This is a genomic window from Comamonas endophytica, assembly GCF_023634805.2.
Classification (GTDB): Bacteria; Pseudomonadota; Gammaproteobacteria; order Burkholderiales; family Burkholderiaceae_C; genus Comamonas; species Comamonas endophytica.
In genome coordinates this window covers 2,119,566-2,142,877 of sequence record NZ_CP106881.1, presented here as the reverse complement: position 1 = coordinate 2,142,877, position 23,312 = coordinate 2,119,566, and the positions used below count along the sequence as shown (strand labels likewise).

25 protein-coding genes are annotated in these 23,312 nt (G+C 66.5%); 6 read left to right on the top strand and 19 right to left on the bottom strand.

What is annotated here, in order from left to right:
- Positions 1-3 precede the first annotated feature (3 nt).
- The 8 genes from rplR to M9799_RS09575 all read right to left on the bottom strand — a co-directional run bounded on the left by rplR (position 4) and on the right by M9799_RS09575 (position 4,919).
- Entirely contained in the window at positions 4-369 is a 366-nt protein-coding gene (gene rplR / locus M9799_RS09610; RefSeq protein WP_231041463.1) for a 50S ribosomal protein L18, read from the bottom strand.
- 11 nt (positions 370-380) lie between these two features.
- Positions 381-914 carry a 50S ribosomal protein L6 gene (rplF, locus tag M9799_RS09605; protein ID WP_231041462.1) on the bottom strand — a complete coding sequence of 178 codons (534 nt, stop codon included), beginning with the start codon at positions 912-914 and terminating at the stop codon, positions 381-383.
- A gap of 26 nt (positions 915-940) precedes the next feature.
- Positions 941-1,336, bottom strand: coding sequence for a 30S ribosomal protein S8 (rpsH, locus tag M9799_RS09600; RefSeq protein ID WP_231041461.1), 396 nt, complete (start codon positions 1,334-1,336; stop codon positions 941-943).
- A 20-nt stretch (positions 1,337-1,356) separates the two neighbouring features.
- The gene (gene rpsN / locus M9799_RS09595; protein ID WP_005793633.1) at positions 1,357-1,662 is read right to left on the bottom strand and encodes a 30S ribosomal protein S14; all 306 of its coding nucleotides are present in this window, start codon (positions 1,660-1,662) and stop codon (positions 1,357-1,359) included.
- A gap of 8 nt (positions 1,663-1,670) precedes the next feature.
- On the bottom strand, positions 1,671-2,210 hold the full coding sequence (gene rplE, locus M9799_RS09590; protein WP_231041460.1) for a 50S ribosomal protein L5: 540 nt from the start codon (positions 2,208-2,210) through the stop codon (positions 1,671-1,673).
- Between the two features lie 10 nt (positions 2,211-2,220).
- Positions 2,221-2,538, bottom strand: a complete 318-nt coding sequence (gene rplX, locus M9799_RS09585; protein WP_231041459.1) for a 50S ribosomal protein L24 — start codon at positions 2,536-2,538, stop codon at positions 2,221-2,223.
- Positions 2,539-2,549: 11 nt separating this feature from the next.
- Positions 2,550-2,918, bottom strand: coding sequence for a 50S ribosomal protein L14 (gene rplN / locus M9799_RS09580; RefSeq protein ID WP_119558617.1), 369 nt, complete (start codon positions 2,916-2,918; stop codon positions 2,550-2,552).
- A 390-nt stretch (positions 2,919-3,308) separates the two neighbouring features.
- Positions 3,309-4,919: a glycerol-3-phosphate dehydrogenase/oxidase gene (locus tag M9799_RS09575; RefSeq protein ID WP_231041458.1), complete on the bottom strand. Its 1,611-nt coding sequence runs from the start codon at positions 4,917-4,919 to the stop codon at positions 3,309-3,311.
- 206 nt (positions 4,920-5,125) lie between these two features.
- Between M9799_RS09575 and M9799_RS09570 the strand changes: the two genes are divergently transcribed.
- Genes M9799_RS09570 through proC form a run of 3 tightly spaced genes read left to right on the top strand, consistent with a single transcriptional unit; the run spans position 5,126 to position 8,249 of the window.
- A complete protein-coding gene (locus tag M9799_RS09570; RefSeq protein WP_231041457.1) occupies positions 5,126-5,893 on the top strand; it encodes a DeoR/GlpR family DNA-binding transcription regulator in 768 nt (255 codons plus the stop codon).
- 14 nt (positions 5,894-5,907) lie between these two features.
- Positions 5,908-7,404, top strand: coding sequence for a glycerol kinase GlpK (glpK, locus tag M9799_RS09565; RefSeq protein ID WP_231041456.1), 1,497 nt, complete (start codon positions 5,908-5,910; stop codon positions 7,402-7,404).
- Positions 7,405-7,430: 26 nt separating this feature from the next.
- Positions 7,431-8,249: a pyrroline-5-carboxylate reductase gene (gene proC, locus M9799_RS09560; RefSeq protein WP_231041455.1), complete on the top strand. Its 819-nt coding sequence runs from the start codon at positions 7,431-7,433 to the stop codon at positions 8,247-8,249.
- Between the two features lies 1 nt (position 8,250).
- Here the strand turns inward: proC and ubiA are convergent, their stop codons facing one another.
- The 3 genes from ubiA to recG form a co-directional block, all read right to left on the bottom strand.
- The gene (gene ubiA / locus M9799_RS09555; RefSeq protein WP_231041454.1) at positions 8,251-9,150 is read right to left on the bottom strand and encodes a 4-hydroxybenzoate octaprenyltransferase; all 900 of its coding nucleotides are present in this window, start codon (positions 9,148-9,150) and stop codon (positions 8,251-8,253) included.
- A 138-nt stretch (positions 9,151-9,288) separates the two neighbouring features.
- Positions 9,289-10,254 carry a LysR substrate-binding domain-containing protein gene (locus M9799_RS09550; RefSeq protein ID WP_231041453.1) on the bottom strand — a complete coding sequence of 322 codons (966 nt, stop codon included), beginning with the start codon at positions 10,252-10,254 and terminating at the stop codon, positions 9,289-9,291.
- A gap of 111 nt (positions 10,255-10,365) precedes the next feature.
- Complete coding sequence (gene recG, locus M9799_RS09545) at positions 10,366-12,486, bottom strand: ATP-dependent DNA helicase RecG (protein ID WP_231041452.1); 2,121 nt, start codon at positions 12,484-12,486, stop codon at positions 10,366-10,368.
- A 148-nt stretch (positions 12,487-12,634) separates the two neighbouring features.
- Between recG and M9799_RS09540 the strand changes: the two genes are divergently transcribed.
- Together M9799_RS09540 and queA are read left to right on the top strand one after the other, a co-directional pair.
- The gene (locus M9799_RS09540; protein ID WP_231041451.1) at positions 12,635-13,894 is read left to right on the top strand and encodes a cyclic di-GMP phosphodiesterase; all 1,260 of its coding nucleotides are present in this window, start codon (positions 12,635-12,637) and stop codon (positions 13,892-13,894) included.
- 119 nt (positions 13,895-14,013) lie between these two features.
- Positions 14,014-15,102, top strand: coding sequence for a tRNA preQ1(34) S-adenosylmethionine ribosyltransferase-isomerase QueA (gene queA, locus M9799_RS09535; RefSeq protein WP_231041450.1), 1,089 nt, complete (start codon positions 14,014-14,016; stop codon positions 15,100-15,102).
- A gap of 119 nt (positions 15,103-15,221) precedes the next feature.
- Here the strand turns inward: queA and M9799_RS09530 are convergent, their stop codons facing one another.
- The 4 genes from M9799_RS09530 to M9799_RS09515 all read right to left on the bottom strand — a co-directional run bounded on the left by M9799_RS09530 (position 15,222) and on the right by M9799_RS09515 (position 18,981).
- Positions 15,222-15,980 carry an iron ABC transporter ATP-binding protein gene (locus tag M9799_RS09530; RefSeq protein WP_231041449.1) on the bottom strand — a complete coding sequence of 253 codons (759 nt, stop codon included), beginning with the start codon at positions 15,978-15,980 and terminating at the stop codon, positions 15,222-15,224.
- Positions 15,977-16,921 carry an iron chelate uptake ABC transporter family permease subunit gene (locus tag M9799_RS09525; RefSeq protein WP_231042149.1) on the bottom strand — a complete coding sequence of 315 codons (945 nt, stop codon included), beginning with the start codon at positions 16,919-16,921 and terminating at the stop codon, positions 15,977-15,979. Before M9799_RS09525 ends, M9799_RS09530 begins: the two co-directional genes overlap by 4 nt.
- Positions 16,922-16,982: 61 nt before the next feature.
- Positions 16,983-18,050: an ABC transporter permease gene (locus M9799_RS09520; protein WP_231041448.1), complete on the bottom strand. Its 1,068-nt coding sequence runs from the start codon at positions 18,048-18,050 to the stop codon at positions 16,983-16,985.
- Entirely contained in the window at positions 18,031-18,981 is a 951-nt protein-coding gene (locus M9799_RS09515) for a siderophore ABC transporter substrate-binding protein (RefSeq protein ID WP_231041447.1), read from the bottom strand. Before M9799_RS09515 ends, M9799_RS09520 begins: the two co-directional genes overlap by 20 nt.
- A 234-nt stretch (positions 18,982-19,215) precedes the next feature.
- Here M9799_RS09515 and M9799_RS09510 point away from each other — a divergent pair, with 234 nt between their 5' ends.
- Positions 19,216-20,115, top strand: a complete 900-nt coding sequence (locus tag M9799_RS09510) for a DMT family transporter (protein WP_231041446.1) — start codon at positions 19,216-19,218, stop codon at positions 20,113-20,115.
- On the opposite strand, the gene M9799_RS09505 is transcribed toward M9799_RS09510, so the two are convergent.
- The 4 genes from M9799_RS09505 to M9799_RS09490 are packed head-to-tail and all read right to left on the bottom strand — an operon-like array spanning position 20,107 to position 23,309.
- Positions 20,107-20,832, bottom strand: a complete 726-nt coding sequence (locus M9799_RS09505; protein WP_231041445.1) for a uracil-DNA glycosylase — start codon at positions 20,830-20,832, stop codon at positions 20,107-20,109. The genes M9799_RS09510 and M9799_RS09505 overlap by 9 nt on opposite strands.
- 14 nt (positions 20,833-20,846) lie before the next feature.
- Positions 20,847-21,647 (bottom strand): indole-3-glycerol phosphate synthase TrpC, encoded by an 801-nt coding sequence (gene trpC / locus M9799_RS09500; protein WP_231041444.1) that lies wholly within the window; start codon positions 21,645-21,647, stop codon positions 20,847-20,849.
- 25 nt (positions 21,648-21,672) lie between these two features.
- Positions 21,673-22,716, bottom strand: a complete 1,044-nt coding sequence (trpD, locus tag M9799_RS09495) for an anthranilate phosphoribosyltransferase (RefSeq protein WP_231041443.1) — start codon at positions 22,714-22,716, stop codon at positions 21,673-21,675.
- A gap of 8 nt (positions 22,717-22,724) precedes the next feature.
- Entirely contained in the window at positions 22,725-23,309 is a 585-nt protein-coding gene (locus M9799_RS09490; protein WP_231041442.1) for an anthranilate synthase component II, read from the bottom strand.
- Positions 23,310-23,312 lie beyond the last annotated feature (3 nt).

The window sequence follows — 23,312 nt, the reverse complement described above, 5'->3', positions numbered from 1 at the left end:
CGCTTAGAACTGCAGGCCAGCTTCACGGGCTGCGTCGGCCAGGGCCTTGACGCGGCCGTGGTAGGCGAAACCTGCGCGATCGAATGCAACCTTCTCGACACCGGCAGCCTTGGCCTTCTCAGCAATGCGCTTGCCGATCAGGGATGCAGCGGCGGCGTTGCCACCCTTGCCGGAGCCGCCGAGCGACGTGCGCACTTCGGCTTCCGCGGTGGAGGCAGTGGCCAGCACCGTGGTGCCGTCGCCAGAGATCACGCTGGCGTAGATGTGGAGGTTCGTGCGGTTCACGCTCAGACGCGCCACGCCTTGCTGTGCAATGCGGATACGGGTCTGACGGGCACGACGGAGACGCTGCTCTTTCTTGGTCAACATGTTGCAGCTCCTTATTTCTTCTTGGTCTCTTTGATCGTGACTTTTTCGTCCGCATAGCGGATGCCCTTGCCCTTGTAGGGCTCGGGAGGACGAACGGCACGGATCTCAGCGGCCAGCTGGCCCACCACCTGGCGGTCCGAACCCTTGATGACGATTTCCGTCGGGGTCGGGGTGGCCACGGTGATGCCGGCGGGCATCTCGAAGTTCACGGGGTGCGAGAAACCGATGGCCAGGTTCAGCTTGGAACCCGAAGCAGCGGCCTTGAAGCCCACGCCGATCAGCGTCAGCTTCTTCTCGAAACCCTTGGTCACGCCAGTCACCATGTTGTTCACCAGCTGACGCTGGGTACCGCTCATGGCGTTGGCTTCGCGGGAGTCGTTGGCGGGCTCGAAAGAGAGCTTGCCGTCGGCATTGGTCACAGTGACCAGTGCGTTCTGGGCCAGCGACAGCGTGCCGCCGGTGCCCTTGACACTGATCTGTGCGTCATTGATGGACACATCCACGCCAGCGGGAATGGTCACGGGTGTTTTTGCTACGCGAGACATTTCAGTATTTCTCCTTCAATGTCACGTTAGGCCACATAGCAAAGCACTTCGCCGCCGACACCGGTGGCACGTGCTTTACGATCGGTCATCACGCCGCGGGGGGTGGTCACGATGGCCACGCCCAAGCCATTCATGACTTGTGGAATTGCATCACGGCCCTTGTACACGCGCAGGCCGGGGCGGCTCACACGCTCGATGCGCTCGATCACGGGACGACCCGCGTAGTACTTCAGGGTGATTTCGAGTTCAGCCTTGCCGTCTTCGGTCTTCACTTGGAAGCCGTCGATATAGCCTTCGTCCTTCAGCACCTGGGCGATGGCAACCTTCACCTTGGAAGAAGGAGCCGTCACGGTGGTCTTGGCGACCATTTGTGCATTGCGGATGCGGGTCAGCAAGTCAGCGATGGGATCACTCATGCTCATGTTTAATCTCTCCTGCTTGCTTACCAGCTGGCCTTGGTGACACCGGGGATGTCGCCTGCGAAAGCCAGTTCACGGATCTTTGCGCGTGCCAGACCGAATTGACGGAACGTGCCACGGGGGCGACCGGTGATTTCGCAACGGTTGCGCTGACGCGTGGGGTTGGCGTTGCGCGGGAGCTTCTGCAGGCCCAGGCGGGCTGCGTCGCGCTCTTCGTCGCTACGCTTTGCGTCGCCGGCGATGGCCTTCAGTTCGGCGTACTTGGCAGCGTACTTGGCTGCCAGCTTTTCGCGCTTCAGTTCGCGCTGGATCAATGCTACTTTTGCCATGCGCTACCTCAGTTCTTGAAGGGGAAGCGGAAAGCGGCGAGCAGTGCCTTGCACTCTTCGTCGTTCTTCGCAGTAGTGGTGATGCTGATATTGAGACCGCGCAGTGCGTCGACCTTGTCGTACTCAATTTCAGGGAAGATGATCTGTTCTTTGACGCCAACGTTGTAGTTGCCGCGGCCGTCGAACGAGCGGCCCGAAATACCACGGAAGTCACGCACGCGGGGCAGAGCCACGGTGACGAAACGGTCCAGGAATTCGTACATCTGAACGCCACGCAGGGTCACCATGCAGCCAATGGCTTGGCCTTCACGGATCTTGAAGCCGGCGATAGCCTTCTTGGCCTTGGTCACGACGGGCTTTTGACCAGCAATCTTGGTCAGGTCAGCCACGGCGTTGTCCATCACCTTCTTGTCGGCCACGGCTTCGCTCACACCCATGTTCAGGGTGATCTTGGTCAGACGGGGCACTTCCATGTCGGAGGTGTAGCCGAACTTTTCCTTGAGTTCAGCCGCGATCTTTTCGCGATACAGTTTTTGCAGTCGTGCCATGTTTTACCCCTTAGGCCGCCTTGATTTCAGCGCCGCTGGACTTGAACACGCGAACGCGCTTGCCGTCGGCGAGCTTGATGCCCACGCGGTCGGCCTTGCCAGTAGCAGCATTGAAGATAGCCACGTTGGATTGGTGGATAGGCATGGCCTTTTCCACGATGCCGCCGGTGGTGCCCTTCATGGGGTTCGGCTTGACATGCTTCTTGACCAGGTTGATGCCATCGATCACCAGGTAGGAATCATCCTTGCGCAGCGTCACGACGCCTTGCTTGCCCTTGTCGCGGCCAGTCAGCACGATGACTTGGTCGCCCTTGCGAATCTTGTTCATTGCGCTTCCTTTTAGAGAACTTCAGGCGCCAGGGACACGATCTTCATGAACTTCTCGGTACGCAGTTCACGCGTCACGGGTCCAAAGATGCGAGTGCCGATGGGCTCAAGCTTGGCGTTGAGCAGGACTGCTGCATTGCCGTCAAATTTCACGAGCGAACCGTCAGCGCGGCGAATACCCTTCGCCGTGCGCACGACCACTGCACTGTAGACCTCGCCCTTCTTGACGCGGCCGCGTGGAGCAGCTTCTTTCACGCTCACCTTGATGATGTCGCCAACGCTTGCATAGCGACGCTTCGAACCACCCAGCACCTTGATGCACAGGACGGACTTAGCGCCGGTGTTGTCGGCAACCTCTAACCGAGATTCTGTTTGGATCATTTCAATATTCCCAACTTGCACCAGCTCGGAAACAGCCCCAGAGTACTTCTCAAGGGCTGCGACCAGCCAGTCAGTCTTGGGCCCGTCGTCCACGCCGCAAACCATTTTGCTGCGCTTCCCGCTGGGCAGAAACCTCACGCATTAAACGTGAAGCATTCGATTCTCGCAGAATTTCCTTTGCGCGTCAACCGCTTAGCGGCTTTTGTCCCTGCTGCGTTGCAGGTCGGCACAGGCCTGTGTCGCAGTGTCCGGACAGCGGCTGCAGGCGATCTCCAGGCTGCGCAAGAACGCTATCGAACCGATAGCATTCGCTCCGCATGGAGTCTGGCGAAGCGATGCAATAAAGTGAGCAGCCCGCCATGTGCCGAGCTGACTGCCCACGGTTCCACCCTACTGGGCGCGTGGCAGATATTGCAGCGCCAGGCTCTGGAAGGCGGCCAGCCCGGCATCGCGGCCGAGCTCTTCCTCGAGCAGCGCCGCCACGCGCGGCGCGATCTGCAGCGCACGCTGCGCATCAAGGAACAGCAGGCGGCTGCGCCGCGCCAGCACGTCCTCCACGCTGCGCGCATATTCATGGCGCACGGCAAAGCGCACCATGGCCTCGCTCAGGCCTTCTACCAGCCAGGCGTCGGCGCCGGGCAGCGCCGCCACGGCATCGGCTTCGGTGCCATAGGAATGCAGGCCCTGCGGCGCGTTCATGCCGTGGCGCAGCTCGCCGGCCGCAGGCGTGCCCGCTTCAGGCGCGCCCACCAGCGGCAGATCCACCGTGACGCCGCCGGCGCGCTCGGGCAGCTGGCCCGTGGCAAAGCATTCGCGCAGCACGTCCTCGGCCATGGCGCGGTAGGTGGTCCATTTGCCGCCCGTGACGGTGACCAAGCCCGAGCGGCTGCTCATCACCGTGTGCTCGCGGCTGATCTTCTTGGTGTTCTCGCCGTCGTCGTCCTGCGGCTTGACCAGCGGGCGCAGGCCGACCCAGACGCTGCGCACGTCGCTGCGCGTGGGCTGGCGCACCAGGTACTTGCCGGCTTCCGAGAGAATGAAGTTGACCTCTTCGGGAAAGGGCAACGGCTCGCGCGCCAGGTCATTGCGCGGCGTGTCGGTGGTGCCCAGGATGACCTTGCCCAGCCAGGGCACGGCAAACAGCACGCGGCCGTCGGCGGTCTTGGGAATCAGCAGCGCGTGGTCGGTGGGCAGGAATTCGCGGTCCACCACCACATGCACGCCCTGGCTGGGCGCAACCATGGGCTTGATCTCGCGGCCCAGCGCCTTGCCGTCGAGCTGGCGGAACAGATCGACCCAGGGACCTGTTGCATTCACCACACACTTGGCACGCACCTGGTAGACCGTGCCGGTTTCCGCGTCTTCACAGACCACGCCGGTGACCTTGCCGTTCTCGTGCAGCAGTTCCCTGGCGGGGCAGTAATTGACCAGCAGCGCGCCCTTGGCCGCGGCCGTGCGGGCCAGCGCCAATGCCAGGCGCGCATCGTCGAACTGGCCGTCCCAGTATTTGACGCCGCCCTTGAGGCCCTGGGTGCGTGCCGTCGGCAGCAGCGCCACCGTGCGGTCGCGGCTGAGGAATTCGGTGGCGCCCAGGCCGGCCTTGCCCGCCAGCGCGTCGTACATCTTCAGCCCCGCGCCATAGAAAGGCGTGTCGAGCAGCCGGTACGAGGGCATGACGAAAGCCAGGCGCTGCGCCAGGTGCGGTGCATTGCGCAGCAAGGTGGTGCGCTCGTGCAGCGCCTCGCGCACCAGCGCGATGTTGCCCTGCGCCAGGTAGCGCACGCCGCCATGCACCAGCTTCGTTGCACGCGACGAGGTGCCCTTGGCAAAATCATGCGACTCGAGCAGCAGCACCTTGAAGCCGCGCGCCGCCGCGTCCAGCGCCACGCCCAGGCCCGTGGCGCCGCCGCCGATGATCGCCAGGTCATAGACGACGGGTTCTGCCAGCCGCGCCAGCAGTGCGGCGCGGTCTGTATCCAGGGGATGCGAAGAAGTGGTCATAAGCGGGTTTGGCAGCGTGAAAAGGTGAAAATCGTGCAGCGCAGGGCGTGACCGTTGCGACCTGGAATCCTGTCAGGCTGGCAACGGACAATGTGCGTCACAATCAATGGCGAGATTTTCGCGCTTTTTGTTTCGTTTTTGTGAATACCATGTTCACATGAGCGCGTTTTGATTCGATTTTAGTATTTAACCTACATGCAGGTCGCGTGAACCACTCTAATCCCCGCCAACTCCAGTTGCTTGATGCCGTGCGCCAGCAGCAGTCCGCCACGGTGGAACAGCTGGCGCTTCAGCTCGGCGTGACCCTGCAGACCGTGCGCCGCGATGTGCAGAAGCTTGCCGACGCGGGCCTGCTGGTGCGTTTCCACGGCGGCGTGCGCGTGCCCAGCGCCACGGTCGAGAACCTGGCCCACCCGCAGCGCCAGGGCCTGCATGCCGATGGCAAGGCACGCATCGCGCGTGCCGTCGCCGAAGCCGTGCCCAATGGCTGCTCGCTGATCCTGAACATCGGCACCACCACCGAGGCCATCGCCCAGGCGCTGCTGCAGCACCGCGGCCTGCGCGTGATCACCAACAACCTGAACGTGGCCGCCATCCTGAGCAGCAACACCGACTGCGAGGTCATCGTTGCCGGCGGCGTGGTGCGCTCGCGCGACCGCGGCATCGTCGGCGGGGCGGCCGTGGACTTCATCCGCCAGTTCAAGGTCGACATCGCGCTGATCGGCATCTCGTCCATCGAAGCCGATGGCTCGCTGCGCGACTTCGACCTGCGCGAGGTCAAGGTGGCCCAGACCATCATTGCCCAGTCGCGCGAAGTCTGGCTGGCCGCCGACCACAGCAAGTTCGAGCGCCAGGCCATGGTGCAGCTGGCCACGCTGGCCCAGATCCACCGCCTGTTCACCGATGCACCACCGCCGCCGGCCTTCGTTCCGCTGCTGGAAGAAGCCGGAGTGCAATGCACCGTAGCCCTTTGAATCCCCCTATCGACATGACTTACCTGCTGGCCCTCGACCAGGGCACTTCCAGTTCCCGCAGCATTCTTTTCGACGCGCGCGGCCGCATCGTGGCCCAGGCCCAGCTCGAGCTGCCGCAGATCTATCCCCGTCCGGGCTGGGTCGAGCACGATCCCATGGAGATCTGGCGCACCCAGCTGAGCACGGCACGCGCGGCGCTGGCGCAGGCCGGCGTCGAAGCCAGCCAGGTGCGCGCGCTGGGCATCACCAACCAGCGCGAGACCACCGTGGTCTGGAACCGCCGCACCGGCCAGCCGATCCACCATGCGATCGTCTGGCAGGACCGGCGCGCCGAGCCCGCCTGCGCCCGGCTGCGCGAGGGCGGGCATGCGGACATGATCCAGCAGAAGACCGGCCTGCGCATCGACGCCTACTTCTCGGCCACCAAGCTGCAGTGGCTGCTCGACGAGGTGCCGGGCGCGCGCGCCGCTGCCGAGCGCGGCGAACTGGCCTTCGGCACCGTGGACAGCTGGCTGATCTGGCAGCTCACGCAGGGCAAGCGCCATGTGACCGATGTCAGCAATGCGGCGCGCACCATGCTTTTCAATGTGCACGCCAACCGGTGGGACGACGAGCTGCTGGCGCTGCTGCGCATCCCCAGGTCGCTGATGCCCGAGGTGCTGCCTTCGGCCAGCGATTTCGGCCAGACCGCGGCCGAGGTGCTGGGCGCCGGCATTGCCATCGGCGGCGTGGCCGGCGACCAGCAGAGCGCGCTGTTCGGCCAGGCCTGCTTCAAGGCCGGCATGGCCAAGAACACCTACGGCACGGGCTGCTTCATGCTGATGCATACCGGCGCGAATTTCCAGACCTCGCACAACGGGCTGCTCACCACCAGCGCCGCGCAGACCAGCGCCACGCCGGCGTTTGCGCTCGAGGGCAGCGTGTTCATCGGCGGCGCGGTGGTGCAGTGGCTGCGCGACGGCCTGCAAGCCATCGAGCACAGCGGCCAGGTGCAGTCGCTGGCCGAGAGCGTGCCCGATTCGGGCGGCGTCATGCTGGTGCCGGCGTTCACCGGCTTGGGCGCGCCCTACTGGAAACCCGATGCGCGCGGCACCATCACCGGCCTCACGCGCGGCAGCACGATGGCGCACATCGCGCGCGCCGCGCTGGAATCCATTGCCTACCAGAGCGCGGCGCTGCTGCTGGCCATGAGCCGCGACGCGGTCCAGAGCGGCGGCGCGCCGGTCAGCGAACTGCGCGTCGATGGCGGCGCCTGCGTCAACAACCTGCTGATGCAGTTCCAGGCCGACCTGCTGGGCATTCCGGTGGTCCGCCCGGCTGTGGTCGAGACCACGGCACTGGGCGCGGCCTATCTCGCGGGCCTGTCCTCCGGCGTCTATCAGGGCACCGAGGAATTGACCGGACTGTGGGCCGCCGAGCGGCGCTTCATGCCGACCCTGGCGCCTTCGCGCGCGCAGGAGCTGATGGCGCGCTGGGAGCATGCCGTGGCCCAGGCGTCGCTGCCTGCCTGATCTTCTTCTTACCTATAGCGCTTCACATGAGCACACTCTCCACCATTGCTTTCATCGGCGGCGGCAATATGGCCAGCGCCATCATCGGCGGGCTGCTGCGCCAGGGCCTGGCTGCCGGGCAGATCGAAGTCGTCGAGCCCTTCGAGGCCGCGCGCGCGGCGCTGAAGGAGCAGTTCGGCATCCAGGCACGGCCCGAGGCCAGCGCGGCGCTGGCGCGCGCGCAGCTGGTGGTCTGGGCGGTCAAGCCGCAGACCTTCAAGGAAGCGGCTGCCGCCGTGGCCCCGCATACCGGCAATGCACTGCACCTGAGCGTGGCTGCGGGCATCACGACCGAAAGCATCGCCGCGTGGCTGGGCAGCGAGCGCATCGTGCGCGCCATGCCCAACACGCCGGCGCTGATCGGCCAGGGCATCACCGGGCTGTATGCACGGCCGGCGGTGGATGCCGAGGCCCGGGCGCTGGTCGAGCAGGCGGTGGCCAGCACCGGCAAGCATCTGTGGGTGGAGGAAGAGGCCCAGCTCGATGCGGTGACCGCGCTGTCGGGCTCGGGCCCGGCCTATGTGTTCCTGTTCCTCGAAGCCATGACCCGGGCGGGCGTCGAGATGGGCCTGGGCGCGCACCAGTCCTATCAGCTCGCGGTGGCGACCTTCCAGGGTGCGTCGGAACTGGCGGCACGCTCGAGCGAACCGGCCGAGGTGCTGCGCCAGCGCGTGACCAGCAAGGGCGGCACGACCCATGCGGCCATCAGCCACATGCAGCAGGCACAGTTGCCCGAGCAGTTCGTGGCCGCCATGCGCGCTGCCGAGCAGCGCGCCAAGGAACTGGCCAAGGAATTCGGCCGCTGATTCAGCGCAACGCGAATCCCAGCGCGATGCCGGCAAACAGCGTGGCGCCGATCCAGTGGCTCTTGCTGAATGCAGTGAAGCAGCCGGCGCGCGTGCGCTCGCGGATCAGCGTGAAATGCCAGGCGATCTGCGCGGCCGCCGCCGCCATGCCCAGCGCAAAGGGCCAGCCCAGCGCGTAGGGCCACAGCGCCCACAGCGTGAGCAGCCAGCACAGCGCGAAGAACAGCATGATGCCGGCCACGTCCCAGCGGCCCAGGGTGATGGCAGAGGTCCTCATGCCGATCTTCAGGTCGTCGTCGCGGTCGACCATCGCGTATTCGGTGTCGTAGGCCAGCACCAGGAACATGTTGGCCAGCCACAGCACCCAGCCGGTCGCGGTGACGCTGCCCAGCACGGCAGCGAACGCAATGACGATGCCGAAATTGAAGGCGATGCCCAGGAAGGCCTGGGGCATGGAGAAGAAGCGCTTGGTGAAGGGGTAGAGGATGGTGAACAGCACCGCCGGCACCGACCAGGCCACGGCTTCCCGGCGCGTGGTCAGCACCAGGCCCAGCGCCACCAGCGCCAGCACCGCGCCCAGCACCAGCGCCTCATTGACCGATACCTGGCCCGAAGTGATCGGGCGCTGCGTGGTGCGCTTCACATGCCGGTCGAAATCGCGGTCGGCGATGTCGTTGATGCAGCAGCCGGCGCTGCGCATGAGCACCGTGCCCAGCACGAACACCAGCAGCAGATGCCAGCCTGGAAAGCCTTCGGCCGCGACCCACAGCGCCGCCAGCGTCGGCCAGACCAGCACCAGCCAGCCCGCGGGGCGGTTCCAGCGGATCAGGTCCAGGTACAGCGCCAGTTTCGAGCGTGGCGCAGCGGGCGGCGGGGATGGGGGAGAAGCAACAGGTGACATCGGGTCCAGGTGCGAAACGGGGCGCCGGTCACAGGGTGGCGCTGACCCGGCAGCGGGAAAGGCCATGCGCCGGTGCCTGCGCAGGTGAAAAATGGACGGGGCCAGCGCCTGCCCCGTCCTGGCGGCCGCTTGCGCGGCTCAGGAAAGCCGTTCGACGCCAGGCAGATTGCAGGCGTACACGGCATTGCGCAGCGCGGCAATCGCCTCGTAGCGCGTGAAGCTGCGGCGCCAGACCAGCACCACGCGGCGGTTGGGCGTGGGCAGCCCGTCTTCGGTGCGGATCGGCAGGTAGCGGATGTGCGGCTCGTCGTTCTTGCGCCGGCGCACGTGGTTTTCCAGCGCATCGCGCGGCACCGACAGGCGCGGCACCAGCGTCACGCCCATGCCGGCCGCCACCATGTGCTTGATGGTTTCCAGCGACGAGCCTTCGAAGGTGCGGCGGATGCCTTCGGCATTGCTCGCATAGCGTGCGAACTCGGGGCAGACTTCGAGCACATGGTCGCGGAAGCAATGGCCCGAACCCAGCAGCAGCATGGTTTCGTTCTTCAGCTCGATGGTCGAGACCGAATCCTGCTGCGCCAGCGCGTGGGTGCTGGGCACGGCGGCCATGAAGGGCTCGTCATACAGCGGCGCCGTCGCCAGGCCGGTGTCGGGGAAGGGCTCGGCGACGATGGCGCAGTCGATCTCGCCGGTGCGCAGCATCTCCAGCAGCTTGGTCGTGTAGTTCTCCTGCAGCATCAGCGGCATCTGCGGCGTGCGCTGGATGGCGTGGCGCACCAGCTCGGGCAGCAGGTAGGGGCCGATCGTGTAGATCACCCCCAGCGTCAGGGCACCGGCCAGCGGGTCCTTGCCGCGCTTGGCGATTTCCTTGATGGCGGCGGCCTGCTCCAGCACGCTTTGCGCCTGGCGCACGATTTCCTCGCCCAGTTGCGTGACCGACACCTCGCCGGCACTGCGCTCGAACAGCTTGACGTCAAGCTCTTCCTCGAGCTTCTTGATGGCGACCGACAGCGTGGGCTGCGACACATAGCATGCTTCCGCCGCATGCCCGAAATGCTTTTCGCGGGCCACGGCGACGATGTACTTGAGTTCGGTGAGTGTCATGAATGTAAATTCTGTGCCATGCGGAATAGCTATTGTCGCGGCACTTTGGCATAAACAGCACATATTGCACCGCGCATGTCTGAAATTGACGGTAACCGACGTCAGCTGCGTTCACGCCTTGAGGTACTCCGCCTTGCCACCAAGCCAGCGCGCGACATGGCGCTCTGCCAGCTGCGGGAATTGGTCGAGCATCTGAGGTGCGCATTCGCGCGCCCATTCCAGCAGCGCGATGTCGGTTTCCAGGTCGGCAAAGCGCAGCATGGCGGCGCCCGACTGGCGTGCGCCGAGGAACTCGCCGGGCCCGCGGATCTCCAGGTCGCGGCGCGCGATCTCGAAGCCGTCGTTGGTCTCGGCCATGGCGCGCAGGCGCTCCTTGGCGGTCTCGCCCAGCTTGCCGTTGTCGTTCACCGCGTACAGCAGCACGCAGGCCGAGGCCGCCGCGCCGCGCCCCACGCGCCCGCGCAGCTGGTGCAGCTGGCTCAGGCCGAAGCGCTCGGAGTGCTCGATGACCATCAGCGAGGCATTGGGCACGTCGACGCCGACCTCGATCACCGTGGTGCTGACCAGCACGCCCATCGTGCCCGCGGTGAACAGCTCCATCACGGCCTTCTTCTCCGCCGTGGGCATGCGCGAGTGCAGCAGGCCGACCATGACGCCGGGCAGCGCCTCGCTCAGGTCCATATGGGTGGCGGTGGCGTTCGACAGGTCCAGCGCCTCGCTTTCCTCGATCAGTGGGCAGACCCAGTAGACCTGCCGGCCCGCCGCGACCTGCGCCGCGATGCGCGCGATGACCTCGTCGCGGCGGCTGTCGGCAATCAGCTTGGTGACGATCGGCGTGCGCCCGGGCGGCAGCTCGTCGATGGTCGACACATCCAGGTCGGCGTAATAGCTCATGGCCAGGGTGCGCGGGATGGGCGTGGCGCTCATCATCAGCAGGTGCGGCTCGAGCCCGGTATGCGCGAGCTTCTGGCGCAGGGCCAGGCGCTGGGCCACGCCGAAGCGGTGCTGTTCGTCGATGACCGCCAGCGCCAGGTTGTGGAACTGCACCTGCTCCTGGATCACGGCATGGGTGCCGACCACCAGCGCCGCCTCGCCGCTGGCGATCAGCTCCAGCATCTGGGTGCGCTGCTTTTTCTTCTGCGCGCCCGACAGCCAGGCGACCTTCTTGCCCAGCGGTTCGAGGATGGTTTCCAGCCAGCCCACGAGCTTGCTGAAATGCTGCTCGGCCAGGATTTCGGTGGGCGCCATCAGCGCACACTGCCAGCCCGCGGCAATGCAGGTCATGGCCGAGAGCGCCGCCACCACGGTCTTGCCCGAACCCACGTCGCCCTGCAGCAGGCGGTGCATGGGCACGGGGCGCGCCATGTCGGCGGCGATCTCGGCGCATACGCGCTGCTGGGCGCGCGTCAGGCCGAAGGGCAGCTGCGCCAGGAACTGCGCATCGAGCGGCACGACGCCGGGTACCGGTGCCGGCATGGCCAGCGCCGGAGCCCGCAGCCGGGCACGTTCGCGCTTGGACTGGTATTGCGACAGCTGCTGGGCCAGCAGCTCCTCGGCCTTGAGCCGCTGCCAGGCCGGATGGCTGTGGTCCTCGAGCGTGGCCAGCGCCACGTCCGGCGTGGGGTTGTGCAGGAACTTCAGCGCCTCGCGCAGGCTGTACAACGGCTGCAGCCCACCTTCGCCCCAGCTGCGCTGCACCGGCGGATCGGCGTTCGGCGGCAGGGTATCGCTCAGGTCGGCGCGCAGCAGGGCGCTGGCGATAGCGCGGCGCAGATAGGGCTGCGACAGCCCGGCCACCGTGGGATAGACCGGCGTCAGTGCGGCCGGCAGCTCGCCGCCGGCGGGACGGAACGCGGGATGCATCATCTGCCGCCCCCAGAAGCCGCCCTTGATTTCGCCGCGGATGCGCAGCTGCGCGCCCACGGCCAGGGTCTTCTGGTGCGAGGGATAGAAGCTGAAGAAGCGCAGCTCGCAGCTGCCGGTGCCGTCCTCGACCTGCACCACCAGCTGGCGCCGCGGGCGCAGCTGCACCTCGCTGGAAACCACCGTGGCCTCGATCTGCACCACGGCTCCGTCGCGTGCGTTGCGCAGCGGCGTGATCCGGGTTTCATCCTCATAGCGCAGCGGCAGGTGCAGCGCCAGATCGATGTCGCGCGCCAATCCGAGCTTCAGCAGCGCCTTTTGCGCGCTGCTGGCGGGGGTCTTGGCTGGAGCGGAAGGCGGGGCAGGCATGTAGGTCGGATAGTCTCGGTCAAAGGGAAAGGCACAATAAAGCAACGCTCGCGCGCACCGCGCACCGCGATACGGCGCGACAGCCTGGGTAAAAAGGCTACCATGTGCCGGTCCACTTACGTCAGGTTACCTTTCACGCCCCGCCCCCATGCTCAAGCGCCTCAATGTCCAGCACCTCTCGCAGGGCATGTATCTGCACGAATTCTGCGGCTCCTGGCTCGCCCACCCCTTCTGGCGCAGCCGTTTCCTCATCAAGACACCCGAGGAGCTGGCCAAGCTGCACAAGGGCAGCATCCAGGAAGTCTGGATCGACGTGCGCAAGGGCGCCGACGTGCCGCCCGGCATTGACTGCCTGGTCTATGACCCCGACACCGCGTCATTTGTCGACCCCGCGCACTCGGGCCATTCGCAGCGTCCGCGTTCGGCGCGCAGCGCGCGCAGCAGCAGCATGGAAGAGGAACTGCAGCGCGCCGCCGACCTGTGCCAGCGCGCGCACCCGGCGCTCAGCCAGCTGTTCGCCCAGGCGCGCGATGGCGGCGGCCTCGACATCCCGCCGGTCTACCGCCTGGTCGAGGACATCACCGACTCCATCGAACGCAACCCCGGTGCGCTGACCAGCCTGGTGCGCCTCAAGGAAATCGACCAGTACACCTACCTGCACTGCCTGGCGGTCTGCGCGCTGATGGCGGCGCTGGCGCGGCGCCTGGGGCTCGACGACCACAGCGTGCGCAAGGCCGCGCTCGCGGGCCTGCTGCATGACCTGGGCAAGGCCGCCATCAGCCAGGACATCCTGCACAAGCCCGGGCCGCTCGACGACTATGAGTTCGCGATCATGCGCACCCATTCGGCCAAGGGCTGGCAGATGCTGCAGGTCATGGATATCGATCCGGCGGTGCGCGATGCCTGCCTCTACCACCACGAGCGCATCGATGGCAGCGGCTACCCGCACCAGCTCGCAGGCGAGAACATTCCGTTGCTGGCGCGCATGACGGCGATCTGCGACGTCTATGACGCGGTGACCTCCAACCGGCCCTACACGCGCGGCTGCCCCCCGGCCGAGGCCATCCGCCGCATGGCGCAGTGGAGCCGCACCCAGCTGGACCACAAGCTGTTCCAGGCCTTCGTGCAGACCGTGGGCATCTATCCCGTGGGCTCGCTGGTGCGGCTGCAGTCGCAGCGGCTGGCGGTGGTGGTGGAGGCCTCGCAGGTCTCGCTGCTGGCGCCGCGCGTCAAGGTGTTCTACGCGATACGGCCGCAGCAGCGCATCCCGACCCATGTGCTGGACCTCGCGGCGCCGGACTGCAGCGAGCGCATCGTCACCCACGAGGACCCCGCCAACTGGCCCTTCGACGACCTCGACGCGCTGTGGGGCGGGCACGTGGCCAGGGCCGAGGCGGCGCTGGCCTGAGCACGGCGGCGCGTCACGCGCCCAAAGACAACATGGGCTGCGGACCGGCATTTCTTTGCGACAATCCCGGCTCCTTTTTTGCTCCTTGGAACGGGCCCTGTCCGGCCCTCAAGAACCACATGTCTTCCAGCTCCCGCGCCTTCACGCTCAGCGACTTCGACTTCGCGCTTCCCGAATCCCTCATTGCCCAGCATCCCGCGCCCGAACGCAGCGCCTCGCGCCTGCTCGACGGCCGCACTTCGCCGGCAATCCACCGCATCTTCCGCGAACTCCCCGAACTGCTCGAAGCCGGCGACCTGCTGGTGTTCAACGACACCCGCGTGCTCAAGGCCCGGCTGTTTGGCGAGAAGGCCAGCGGCGGCAAGCTCGAGCTGCTGATCGAGCGCGTGCTGGAGAACGGCCAGGTGGTCGCCCACATGCGTGTCAGCAAGAAGCCCCTGCCCGGCGCGCGCATCCACATGTGCGGCGGCCTGCACGGCGGCGGCTTCGACGCACAGCTGCTGGGCCGTTGGCCCGACGAGAATGGCCCGCTGTTCCGCTTCGCGCTGCAGGGCCCGGCGGGCGAGACGCCCTACGAGCTGATGGAGCGCCACGGCCACCTGCCGCTGCCGCCCTATATCGAGCGCCAGCAGTCGGAGGGCAACGACCCGGATGCGGCCGAGGACAGCCAGCGTTACCAGACGGTGTTTGCCAGCAAGCCCGGCGCCGTGGCCGCGCCCACGGCCGCGCTGCACTTCGATGAAGCCGTGCTGGCGCGCCTGGCCGAGCGCGGGGTGGAGCGCGCCAGCGTCACGCTGCATGTGGGCGCGGGCACCTTCCAGCCGGTCAAGACCGAGAACCTGGCCGAGCACCAGATGCACAGCGAGTGGTATGACATCCCGCTGGAAACGCTCGCCGCGCTCGAGCGCTGCCGCCAGCGCGGCGGCCGCGTGATCGCCGTCGGCACGACCACGGTGCGCACGCTGGAATCCTGGGCCAAGAGCGGCCGCATCCAGGGCGACACCAACATCTTCATCACGCCGGGCTTCGAGTTCCAGGTGGTGGACATGCTGGTCACCAACTTCCATCTGCCCAAGAGCACGCTGATGATGCTGGTCAGCGCGCTGGCGGGGTACGAGCAGGTGATGTCGCTGTATCAGCAGGCGATCGCGCATCACTACCGGTTTTTCAGCTATGGGGACTCGATGCTGCTGGAACGACAGCGTTGAGCGTGGCGGGACGGCAGGGGTTTACTTTAGGACAGGCCCTTCGATCCTTCGACACGCTCAGGATCAGGACGAACGGACAACCACCGTTCGTCCTGAGCCTGCCGAAGGATGGACGGCCATTACGCGAAATAGTGACACAAGCGTTGCCCCTTGACCTCATGCACCGACACATCGATCCCATACAGCGCCGACAGCACCCCGCCCTGCACCACCTGTGACGGCGGGCCTTCATGCGCCACCGCTCCGTCCTTCATGGCGATGATGTGGTCGGCATAGCAGGATGCGAAATTGATGTCGTGCAGCACTACCACCACCGTCTTGCCGCGTTCCTCGACAGCGCGGCGCAGCAGCTTCATCATGGCCACGGCGTGCGCCATGTCGAGGTTGTTCAGCGGCTCGTCCAGCAGCATGTAGGGCGTGTCCTGGCACAGCACCATCGCGATATACGCGCGCTGGCGCTGGCCGCCCGAGAGCTCGTCGAGAAAGCGCTCGGCCAGCGGCTGCAGCTGCAGGTAGTCGAGCGCATCCTCCACATGCCGCAGGTCCTCCACGGTGAGCCGCCCCTTGCTGTGCGGAAAGCGGCCGAAGCCCACCAGATCGCGCACCGTCAGTCGCAGCGCCGACTGGTTGTCCTGGCGCAGGATGGCCATGACGCGCGACATCGCATCGCTGGCCGTCGTCGCCACATCCAGCCCGTCGACGCTCACTGAGCCGCCGCTCATGGGCATAAGCCGGCTGACCAGCGACAGCAGCGTCGACTTGCCCGCGCCGTTGGGGCCGATGATGGCCGTGAACTTGCCCTTGGGAATCTGCAGCGACACCCCGTGCAGCACCGTGGTGCCACCGTGGCGCTTGACCACATCGCGTGCGTCGATCATGTCTTGCCCTTGCGCATCAGCAAATAAATGAACACCATGCCGCCGAGGAACTCGACGACGATGGACAGCGCGGTGTTGAACGCGAACACCTGCTCGAGAATCACCTGGCCGCCCAGCAGCAGCACCACGCCCCAGAGCACCGCCGCGGGCAGCACCCAGCGGTGGCGGCGCGTGCCCATCGACTGGTAGGCCATGTTGCTCACCAGCAGCCCGAAGAAGGTCACCGGCCCGACCAGCGCCGTCGAGACCGCGACAAGGCATGCCATCACCACCAGCAGCTGCAGCACCTGCCGCTGGTAGTTCACGCCCAGGTTCACCGCCACGTCGCGGCCCAGCGCCAGCACGTCCAGCACATGGCGCCGGCGCCAGATCCAGGCCGTGCCCAGCAGCATCAGCGCCATGGACGGCCACAGCAGCTGCAGCTGGATGGAGTTGAAATTCGCGAACATCCGGTCCTGCAGCGTCGCGAACTCGTTCGGATCGATCATGCGCATGGCAAAGCTGGTCAGGCTGCGCAGCAGGATGCCGCCGACCATGCCGACCAGCAGCATCAGGTGCAGGCTGCTGGCGTGGCCGGTGAACAGCCAGCGCATCAGCAGCACGCTGAAACCCACCATCAGCCCGATCTCCAGCAGGTACTTGGGCAGCACGCCCCAGGCCACGACGCCGGACGCGCCCAGCAGCAGCACCAGCAGCGCCTGCAGGAACTGGTAGAGCGCATCGAGCCCCATGATCGAGGGCGTGAGGATGGTGTTGTGGGTGATGGTCTGGAAGACCACGGTGGACATGCCGATGGCGCCGGCGACGACCAGCATCGTCAGCAGCTTGACGCCGCGGTGCCCGAGCACGAAGGCCCAGTCGGTCTGCACGCCCACCGTCATGAAGGCCGCGCCCGCCAGCACGGCCAGCAGCGCCAGCAGGCCCAGGCGGAACCCGGGCATCTGCCAGCGCCCGGCCCAGGTCGGCGCGCGCGGCGCGGCGATTTGCGTTGTGTTTTCCATTTCAGCCTATGCGACGTCGGCGCACGATCAGGATGAGAAACAGCGCGCTGCCCACCACGCCCATCACCGTGCCCACGGGGATCTCATAGGGCGCGATCACCAGCCGGCCGATCAGGTCGCACAGCAGCGTCAGCCCGGCGCCGGCCATCGCCACCCACAGCACGCTGCGGCGCACATTGTCGCCAACGATCAGGCGCACGACATTCGGCACGATCAGCCCGACAAAGGGAATGCTGCCCACGGTGACCACCACGCAGGCCGTGACCACGGCCACCACCACCAGGCCCTGCCAGACCAGGCGCTGGTAGTTCAGCCCGAGATTGGTGGCAAAGGATTCGCCCAGCCCGGCGACGGTGAAGCGATCGGCCGCAAGGCAGGCCAGCAGCGTCACGCCCAGCGACAGCCAGAGCATCTCGTAGCGCCCCTCCACCACCACCGAAAAGTCGCCATTGGCCCAGGCACGCAGCGACTGGATCATGTCGTGCTGGTAGGCGAAGAAGGTCGCTCCCGCATCGATCACGCCGGCCAGCACCAGGCCGACCAGCGGCACGATCCAGGCCGAGCGCAGCTTCACGCGCGACAGCACGGCCAGGAACAGCGCCGTGCCCGCCAGCGCCATCAGCGCCGCAAAACCCATCTTGGCCCAGACCGACCAGTCGGGCGCCCACAGCGCCATCATCAGCATGCCCAGCGTCGCGGACTCGACCGTGCCCACCGTGGAAGGCTCGACGAAGTGGTTGCGCGCCAGCATCTGCATCAGCAGCCCGGCCACGGCCATCGAGGAGCCCGCGAGCACCAGCGCCAGCGTGCGCGGCACGCGGCTGTAGAGCAGCACCTGGGCGACCATGTCGTCCTCGCTCGAGGACCACAGCGTGTTCCACGACACGTCGCTCACCCCGACCGACAGGCTCCACAGCGCCAATGCAAGAAGGGCCACTAGGGCCCCGGCCCACGCCGTGACAAAGGAGCCGGGCGCAGTGGCGCCCGGCCGGGCTGCGGGCAGCTGGGCTGCAGGTAGCTTGGCTGCAGGCAGCTTGGCTGCGGGCGGCTTAACTGCGGGAGAAGGCATCCGAGAGTTGCTGGATGTTGGCCTTCAAAGCGCTGGGGCCGGCGTTGGAAAGCAGATACCAGTTGGCGGCATTGAGATACACCACCTGCTTGTTGCGCCAGGCCTTGGTCGCCTGCACCAGCCTGTTGTCCAGCAGCTTCTGCGCGGCAGCGCCTTCGCGGCCGATGGCGGCGTCGCGGTCCAGCACGAACAGCCACTCGGGATTGGCCTTGAGCAGGTACTCGAAGGACACCGCCTGGCCGTGCTTGGAGACCTCGATCTTCTGCGGCAGCGGCTTCAGGCCGAACACCGTGTAGAGCATGTCGAAGCGCGAACCCGGGCCATAGACGCTGAGCTTGCCGCCATTGGTCATCAGGAACAGGCCCGGGCCCTGCCGGGCCGCCTTCACGCGCAGATCGGCCACGGCCTTCTCCACGGACTGGATCTCGGCCTCGCCCTTGTCCTTCAGGCCGTAAATGGCGGCAATCGCGCGGATGTTGCGGTAGACATGGTCGAGCTGCTGCTGGTTGTCCACCGTGACGTCCAGCACCGGCGCGAACTTCCGGAGCTCCTCGATCTTCGGCAGCGAGCGGTTGCCGGCAATGATCAGGTCGGGCTTGAGCGTGCGGATCTTTTCATAGTCCGGCTCGAACAGGCTGCCGATGTGAGGGTACCTGGCGCTGTCGGAATAGCGCTGGTCGAACAGCGGCGGCAGCTTCTGGTTGGGGATGCCCTGGACTTCGGCGCCCAGCGCCTGGATGATGTCCAGCGCCGCCAGATCCAGCACCAGCACGGTCTTCGGCTTCAGCGGCACGCGCACTTCGCCCGTGTTGTCCTTGACGGTCACGGTCTCGGCGGCCCATCCCGCGGCAGCGCCGCCGGCCATGCCCAACACCACACCCCACTGTCCCAAGCGTCCCAGCGCCTGGCGGCGCGCCACGGAAAACGTCATAACCCGGTCCTTCTCACATTGACTGGCAAAAAAATGGTCCGCGATGGAAGGCACGGCCTGTACCCCAGGCGCCCCACATGCGAACAATTATCATTATGTCCGTGAAGCAAAACCAGGGTTGACCCGTAGGCCAATGGACCCACAAGAGGTTCATGGTTGAGGTGCCGACCAGGGCCTAGAATGCGTTCTGGCCCCGAGGTCGCGGCCAATTCATTCAAAGAGAGGGTGGGAGCGATGTCCTCCTGGTTTGCGGGACTGTCCCAGCCCATGCGCTCGGCGCTGGCCGGCATCGGGCTGACGGTATGCGCCTGCGCGCTGTTTGCGCTGCTGGACAGCGCCACCAAGTTCAGCGGCCAGTACCTGCCCATGCTGCTCGTGGTCTGGCTGCGTTATGCCGCCCAGGCACTGGTCACGGCGGTGCTGGTGCTGCCGCGTCATGGCTGGTCGATACTGCGCACGCAGCATCCGCGCTTCCAGCTCAGCCGCTCGGCATTCGGCTTTCTCACTTCCTGCGTGGCGTTCTTCTGCATCCAGAGCATGCCGCTGGGCAATTTCACCGCGATCTGGTCCGCCAGCCCGCTGCTGATCGTCGTTGCATCGGCCTGGCTGTTCAAGGAGCGCGTCAGCGGCGCGCGGCTGGTATTGCTGCTGCTGGGCCTGGCCTGCGTGATCCTGATCGTGCGCCCCGAGAGCACCGACCAGCCGCTGGGCTGGCGCAGCCTGCTGCCGATGGCGCTGCTGCTGTGCGGCACTGGCTACCAGCTGCTGGGCAGCCGCCTGGCGCGCCTGGACGAACCCGCAACCACCCAGCTCTATACGACCTGGCTGCCGGTACTGCTGACGGCGCCGCTGCTGCCCTGGTTCTGGCAGAGCGTGACCGGTTGGCAGCTCTGGGGCGCGGTGCTGGTCATGGGCGTGTGCAGCGGCGTCGGCCACCTGCTGCTGCTGATCGCCTACCGCAAGGCCACGCCGGCGACGGTCTCGCCTTTTCTCTACAGCCAGATCGGCTTTGCCATGGCCATGGGCTGGCTGTTCTTTGGGCAGGTGCCGGACCAGTTGTCGCTGATCGGCATGGCAGGGGTGGTGCTGTGCGGGCTGGCCAGCATGTGGCTCAGCCTGCGCGAATCACGCTGAACCGTTTTGCGCGTCCCGGAACGCGCGCGCCTTGCCGAAATGCCCGTTGCCGATGAACGGCACCGGCGGGCGCAGCGCCGACAGCGGCGAGGGGTGGTTGCTGGTCAGCACCAGATGGCCGCGATCGGCGGGAATCCAGGCCTGCTTGGACTGCGCATGGCTGCCCCAGAGCATGAAGACCACGGGATGCGGGCCCTCGGCCACATGGCGGATGACGGCGTCCGTGAGCACTTCCCAGCCGCGCTTGCTGTGGCTGGCGGCCTGGCCCTCCTCCACCGTCAGGCAGGTGTTGAGCAGCAGCACGCCATGCGTGGCCCACTTCGCCAGGCTGCCGCCGGGCACGGGAAAGGCCGGCATGGGCGTGCCCAGGTCACGCTGCATCTCCTTGAAGATATTGCGCAGCGACGGCGGCAGCTGCACGCCGGGCGCCACCGAGAACGCCAGCCCCTCGGCCTGGCCGCGGCCGTGATACGGGTCCTGCCCCAGGATCACCACGCGCACCGACTCTGGCGGCGTGAGCTCCAGCGCGCGCAACGGCTGCGGCGGGAAGATCACCGCGCCCGCATCCAGCCGCGACTGCAGGAAGGCCAGCAGCTTTTGCCCGACCGCGCCCGCGAAGAAGCTGTCCACCAGCGGCTGCCAGCCTGGCGCCACGGGCCAGTCGTTGGGCTTGGCGCTTTGCAGTTGGGTGGCAGGGCTGTCGGAGGATGGGTGCATGGCGTCTTGGGTGTTCAGGCGAATAACTTCGCCAGGGCTTCGCCTGGCTCGTCGGCACGCATGAAGGCTTCTCCCACCAGGAAGGCATTGACGCCCGCCCCGCGCAGCAGCTTCACATCGGCCGGTGTCAGGATGCCTGATTCCGTGACCAGCAGCTTGTCGGCCGGGACCTGCTTTTGCAGCTCCAGCGTGGTCTGCAGGCTGACTTCGAAGGTGCGCAGGTTGCGGTTGTTGATGCCCAGCAGCGCGGTCTTCAGGCGCAGCGCGCGCTCGAGCTCCGCTGCGTCATGCACCTCGACCAGCACCGCCATGTCGAGGCTGTGCGCCACGGCTTCCATCTCGGCCATCTGCGCGTCTTCCAGGCAGGCGGCGATCAGCAGCACGCAGTCGGCGCCCATCGCGCGCGATTCGTAGACCTGATAAGGGTCGATCAGGAAATCCTTGCGCAGCACCGGCAGCAGGCAGCTGGCGCGCGCCTGCTTGAGGTAGTCGACGCTGCCCTGGAAGAACTGCCTGTCCGTCAGCACGGACAGGCAGGCGGCGCTCACCTTGCCGTCGCCCTCGGCGTAGCTTTGCGCGATGTCGGCGGGAATGAAATCGGCGCGGATCACGCCCTTCGACGGGCTGGCCTTCTTGACCTCGGCGATCACCGCCGCCTGGCCCTTGGCGATCTTCGCGCGCAGCGCGCCCTCGAAATCGCGCGTGAGCACGCGGCTTTCGGCATCGCGGCGCATCTCGGCCAGCGGCATCTTCTTCTGGGCGGCGGCAAGTTCCTCGCGCTTGACGGCGACGATCTTGTTGAGGATATCGGACATGTCTGGCTTTCGATGTTTCGGGAATTCAAAGAGCGGGCGTGCTCAGCGCCTGCGACTTGGCGACCAGCTGCTCGAGCTTGGCCTGCGCCGCGCCGCTGTCGATCACCTGCTGCGCGCGCGCCAGGCCCTCGCCAATGCTGGGCACGACGTTCGCGGCATACAGCGCCGCGCCGGCATTCAGGCAGACGATGTCGCGCGCCGGGCCCTTCGCGCCCTGCAGCACGCCGCGCAGCATGGCCTGCGACTGCTCGGGATTCTCGACGCGCAGCGAGCGCGTGCTGGCCATCTGCAGGCCGAAGTCCTCGGGGTGGATCTCGTATTCATGCACCGCGCCGTCGCGCAGCTCGCCGACCAGGGTGCTGGCGCCCAGGCTGATCTCGTCGAGCCCATCGCGCCCGTAGACCACCAGCGCATGCTCGGCGCCCAGGCGCTGCAGCGCGCGCACCTGGATGCCGACCAGGTCCTCGTGGAACACGCCCATCAGGATGTTCGGCGCGCTGGCCGGGTTGGTGAGCGGCCCGAGGATATTGAACAGCGTGCGCACGCCCAGCTCCTTGCGCACCGCGGCCACGTTCTTCATCGCCGGGTGGTGGTTGGGAGCGAACATGAAGCCGATGCCGACCTCGGCAATGCATTCGGCAATGGCTTCGGCCGACAGGTTCAGGTTGACGCCCAGCGCCTCCATCGCATCGGCGCTGCCGCTCTTGCTCGAGACGCTGCGCCCGCCATGCTTGCTCACTTTTCCGCCGGCCGCGGCGATCACGAACATCGAGCAGGTCGAGATGTTGAAGGTGTTGGCGCCGTCGCCGCCGGTGCCGACGATGTCCACCAGGTGGGTGGTGTCGGCGACCTGCACGCGCAGCGAGAACTCGCGCATGACCTGGGCCGCGGCCGTGATCTCGCCGATGGTCTCCTTCTTCACGCGCAGGCCGGTGAGGATGGCCGCGGTCATCAGCGGCGACATCTCGCCGCCCATGATCATGCGCATCAGGTGCAGCATCTCGTCATGGAAGATCTCGCGGTGCTCGATGGTGCGCTGCAGCGCTTCCTGGGGGGTGATGTGTTTCATGCCGGGATTCAAGCCTTCTGTTCCAGGAAATTGCGCAGCATCGCGTGGCCGTGCTCGGTGAGGATGCTTTCGGGGTGGAACTGCACGCCCTGGATGGCGAGCTCGCGGTGGCGCACGCCCTGGATCTCGCCATCTTCGCTGGTGGCGGTGACTTCCAGCACCTCGGGCAGGCTGTCCTGCTCGATGACCAGCGAGTGGTAGCGGTTGACGGTGAACTGCTGCGGCAGCTCGGCGAACACGCCCGACTGCGTGGTGGTGATGACGCTGGTCTTGCCATGCATCTGCTGCTGCGCGCGCACGATGCGCCCGCCGAATGCCGCGCCGATGCTCTGGTGGCCCAGGCACACGCCCAGGATCGGCATCTTCCCGGCGAAATGGCGGATCGCCTCGACCGAGATGCCCGCCTCGGCCGGCGAGCAGGGGCCGGGCGAGATCACCAGCCGCTCGATGCCTTCGGCCTGCATGCGCGCCTGCAGCTCCTCGAGCGTGATCTCGTCGTTGCGCACCACGCTGACCTCTGCGCCCAGTTCACCGAAGTACTGGACGATGTTGTAGGTGAAGCTGTCGTAGTTGTCGATCATCAGCAGTTTCATTGC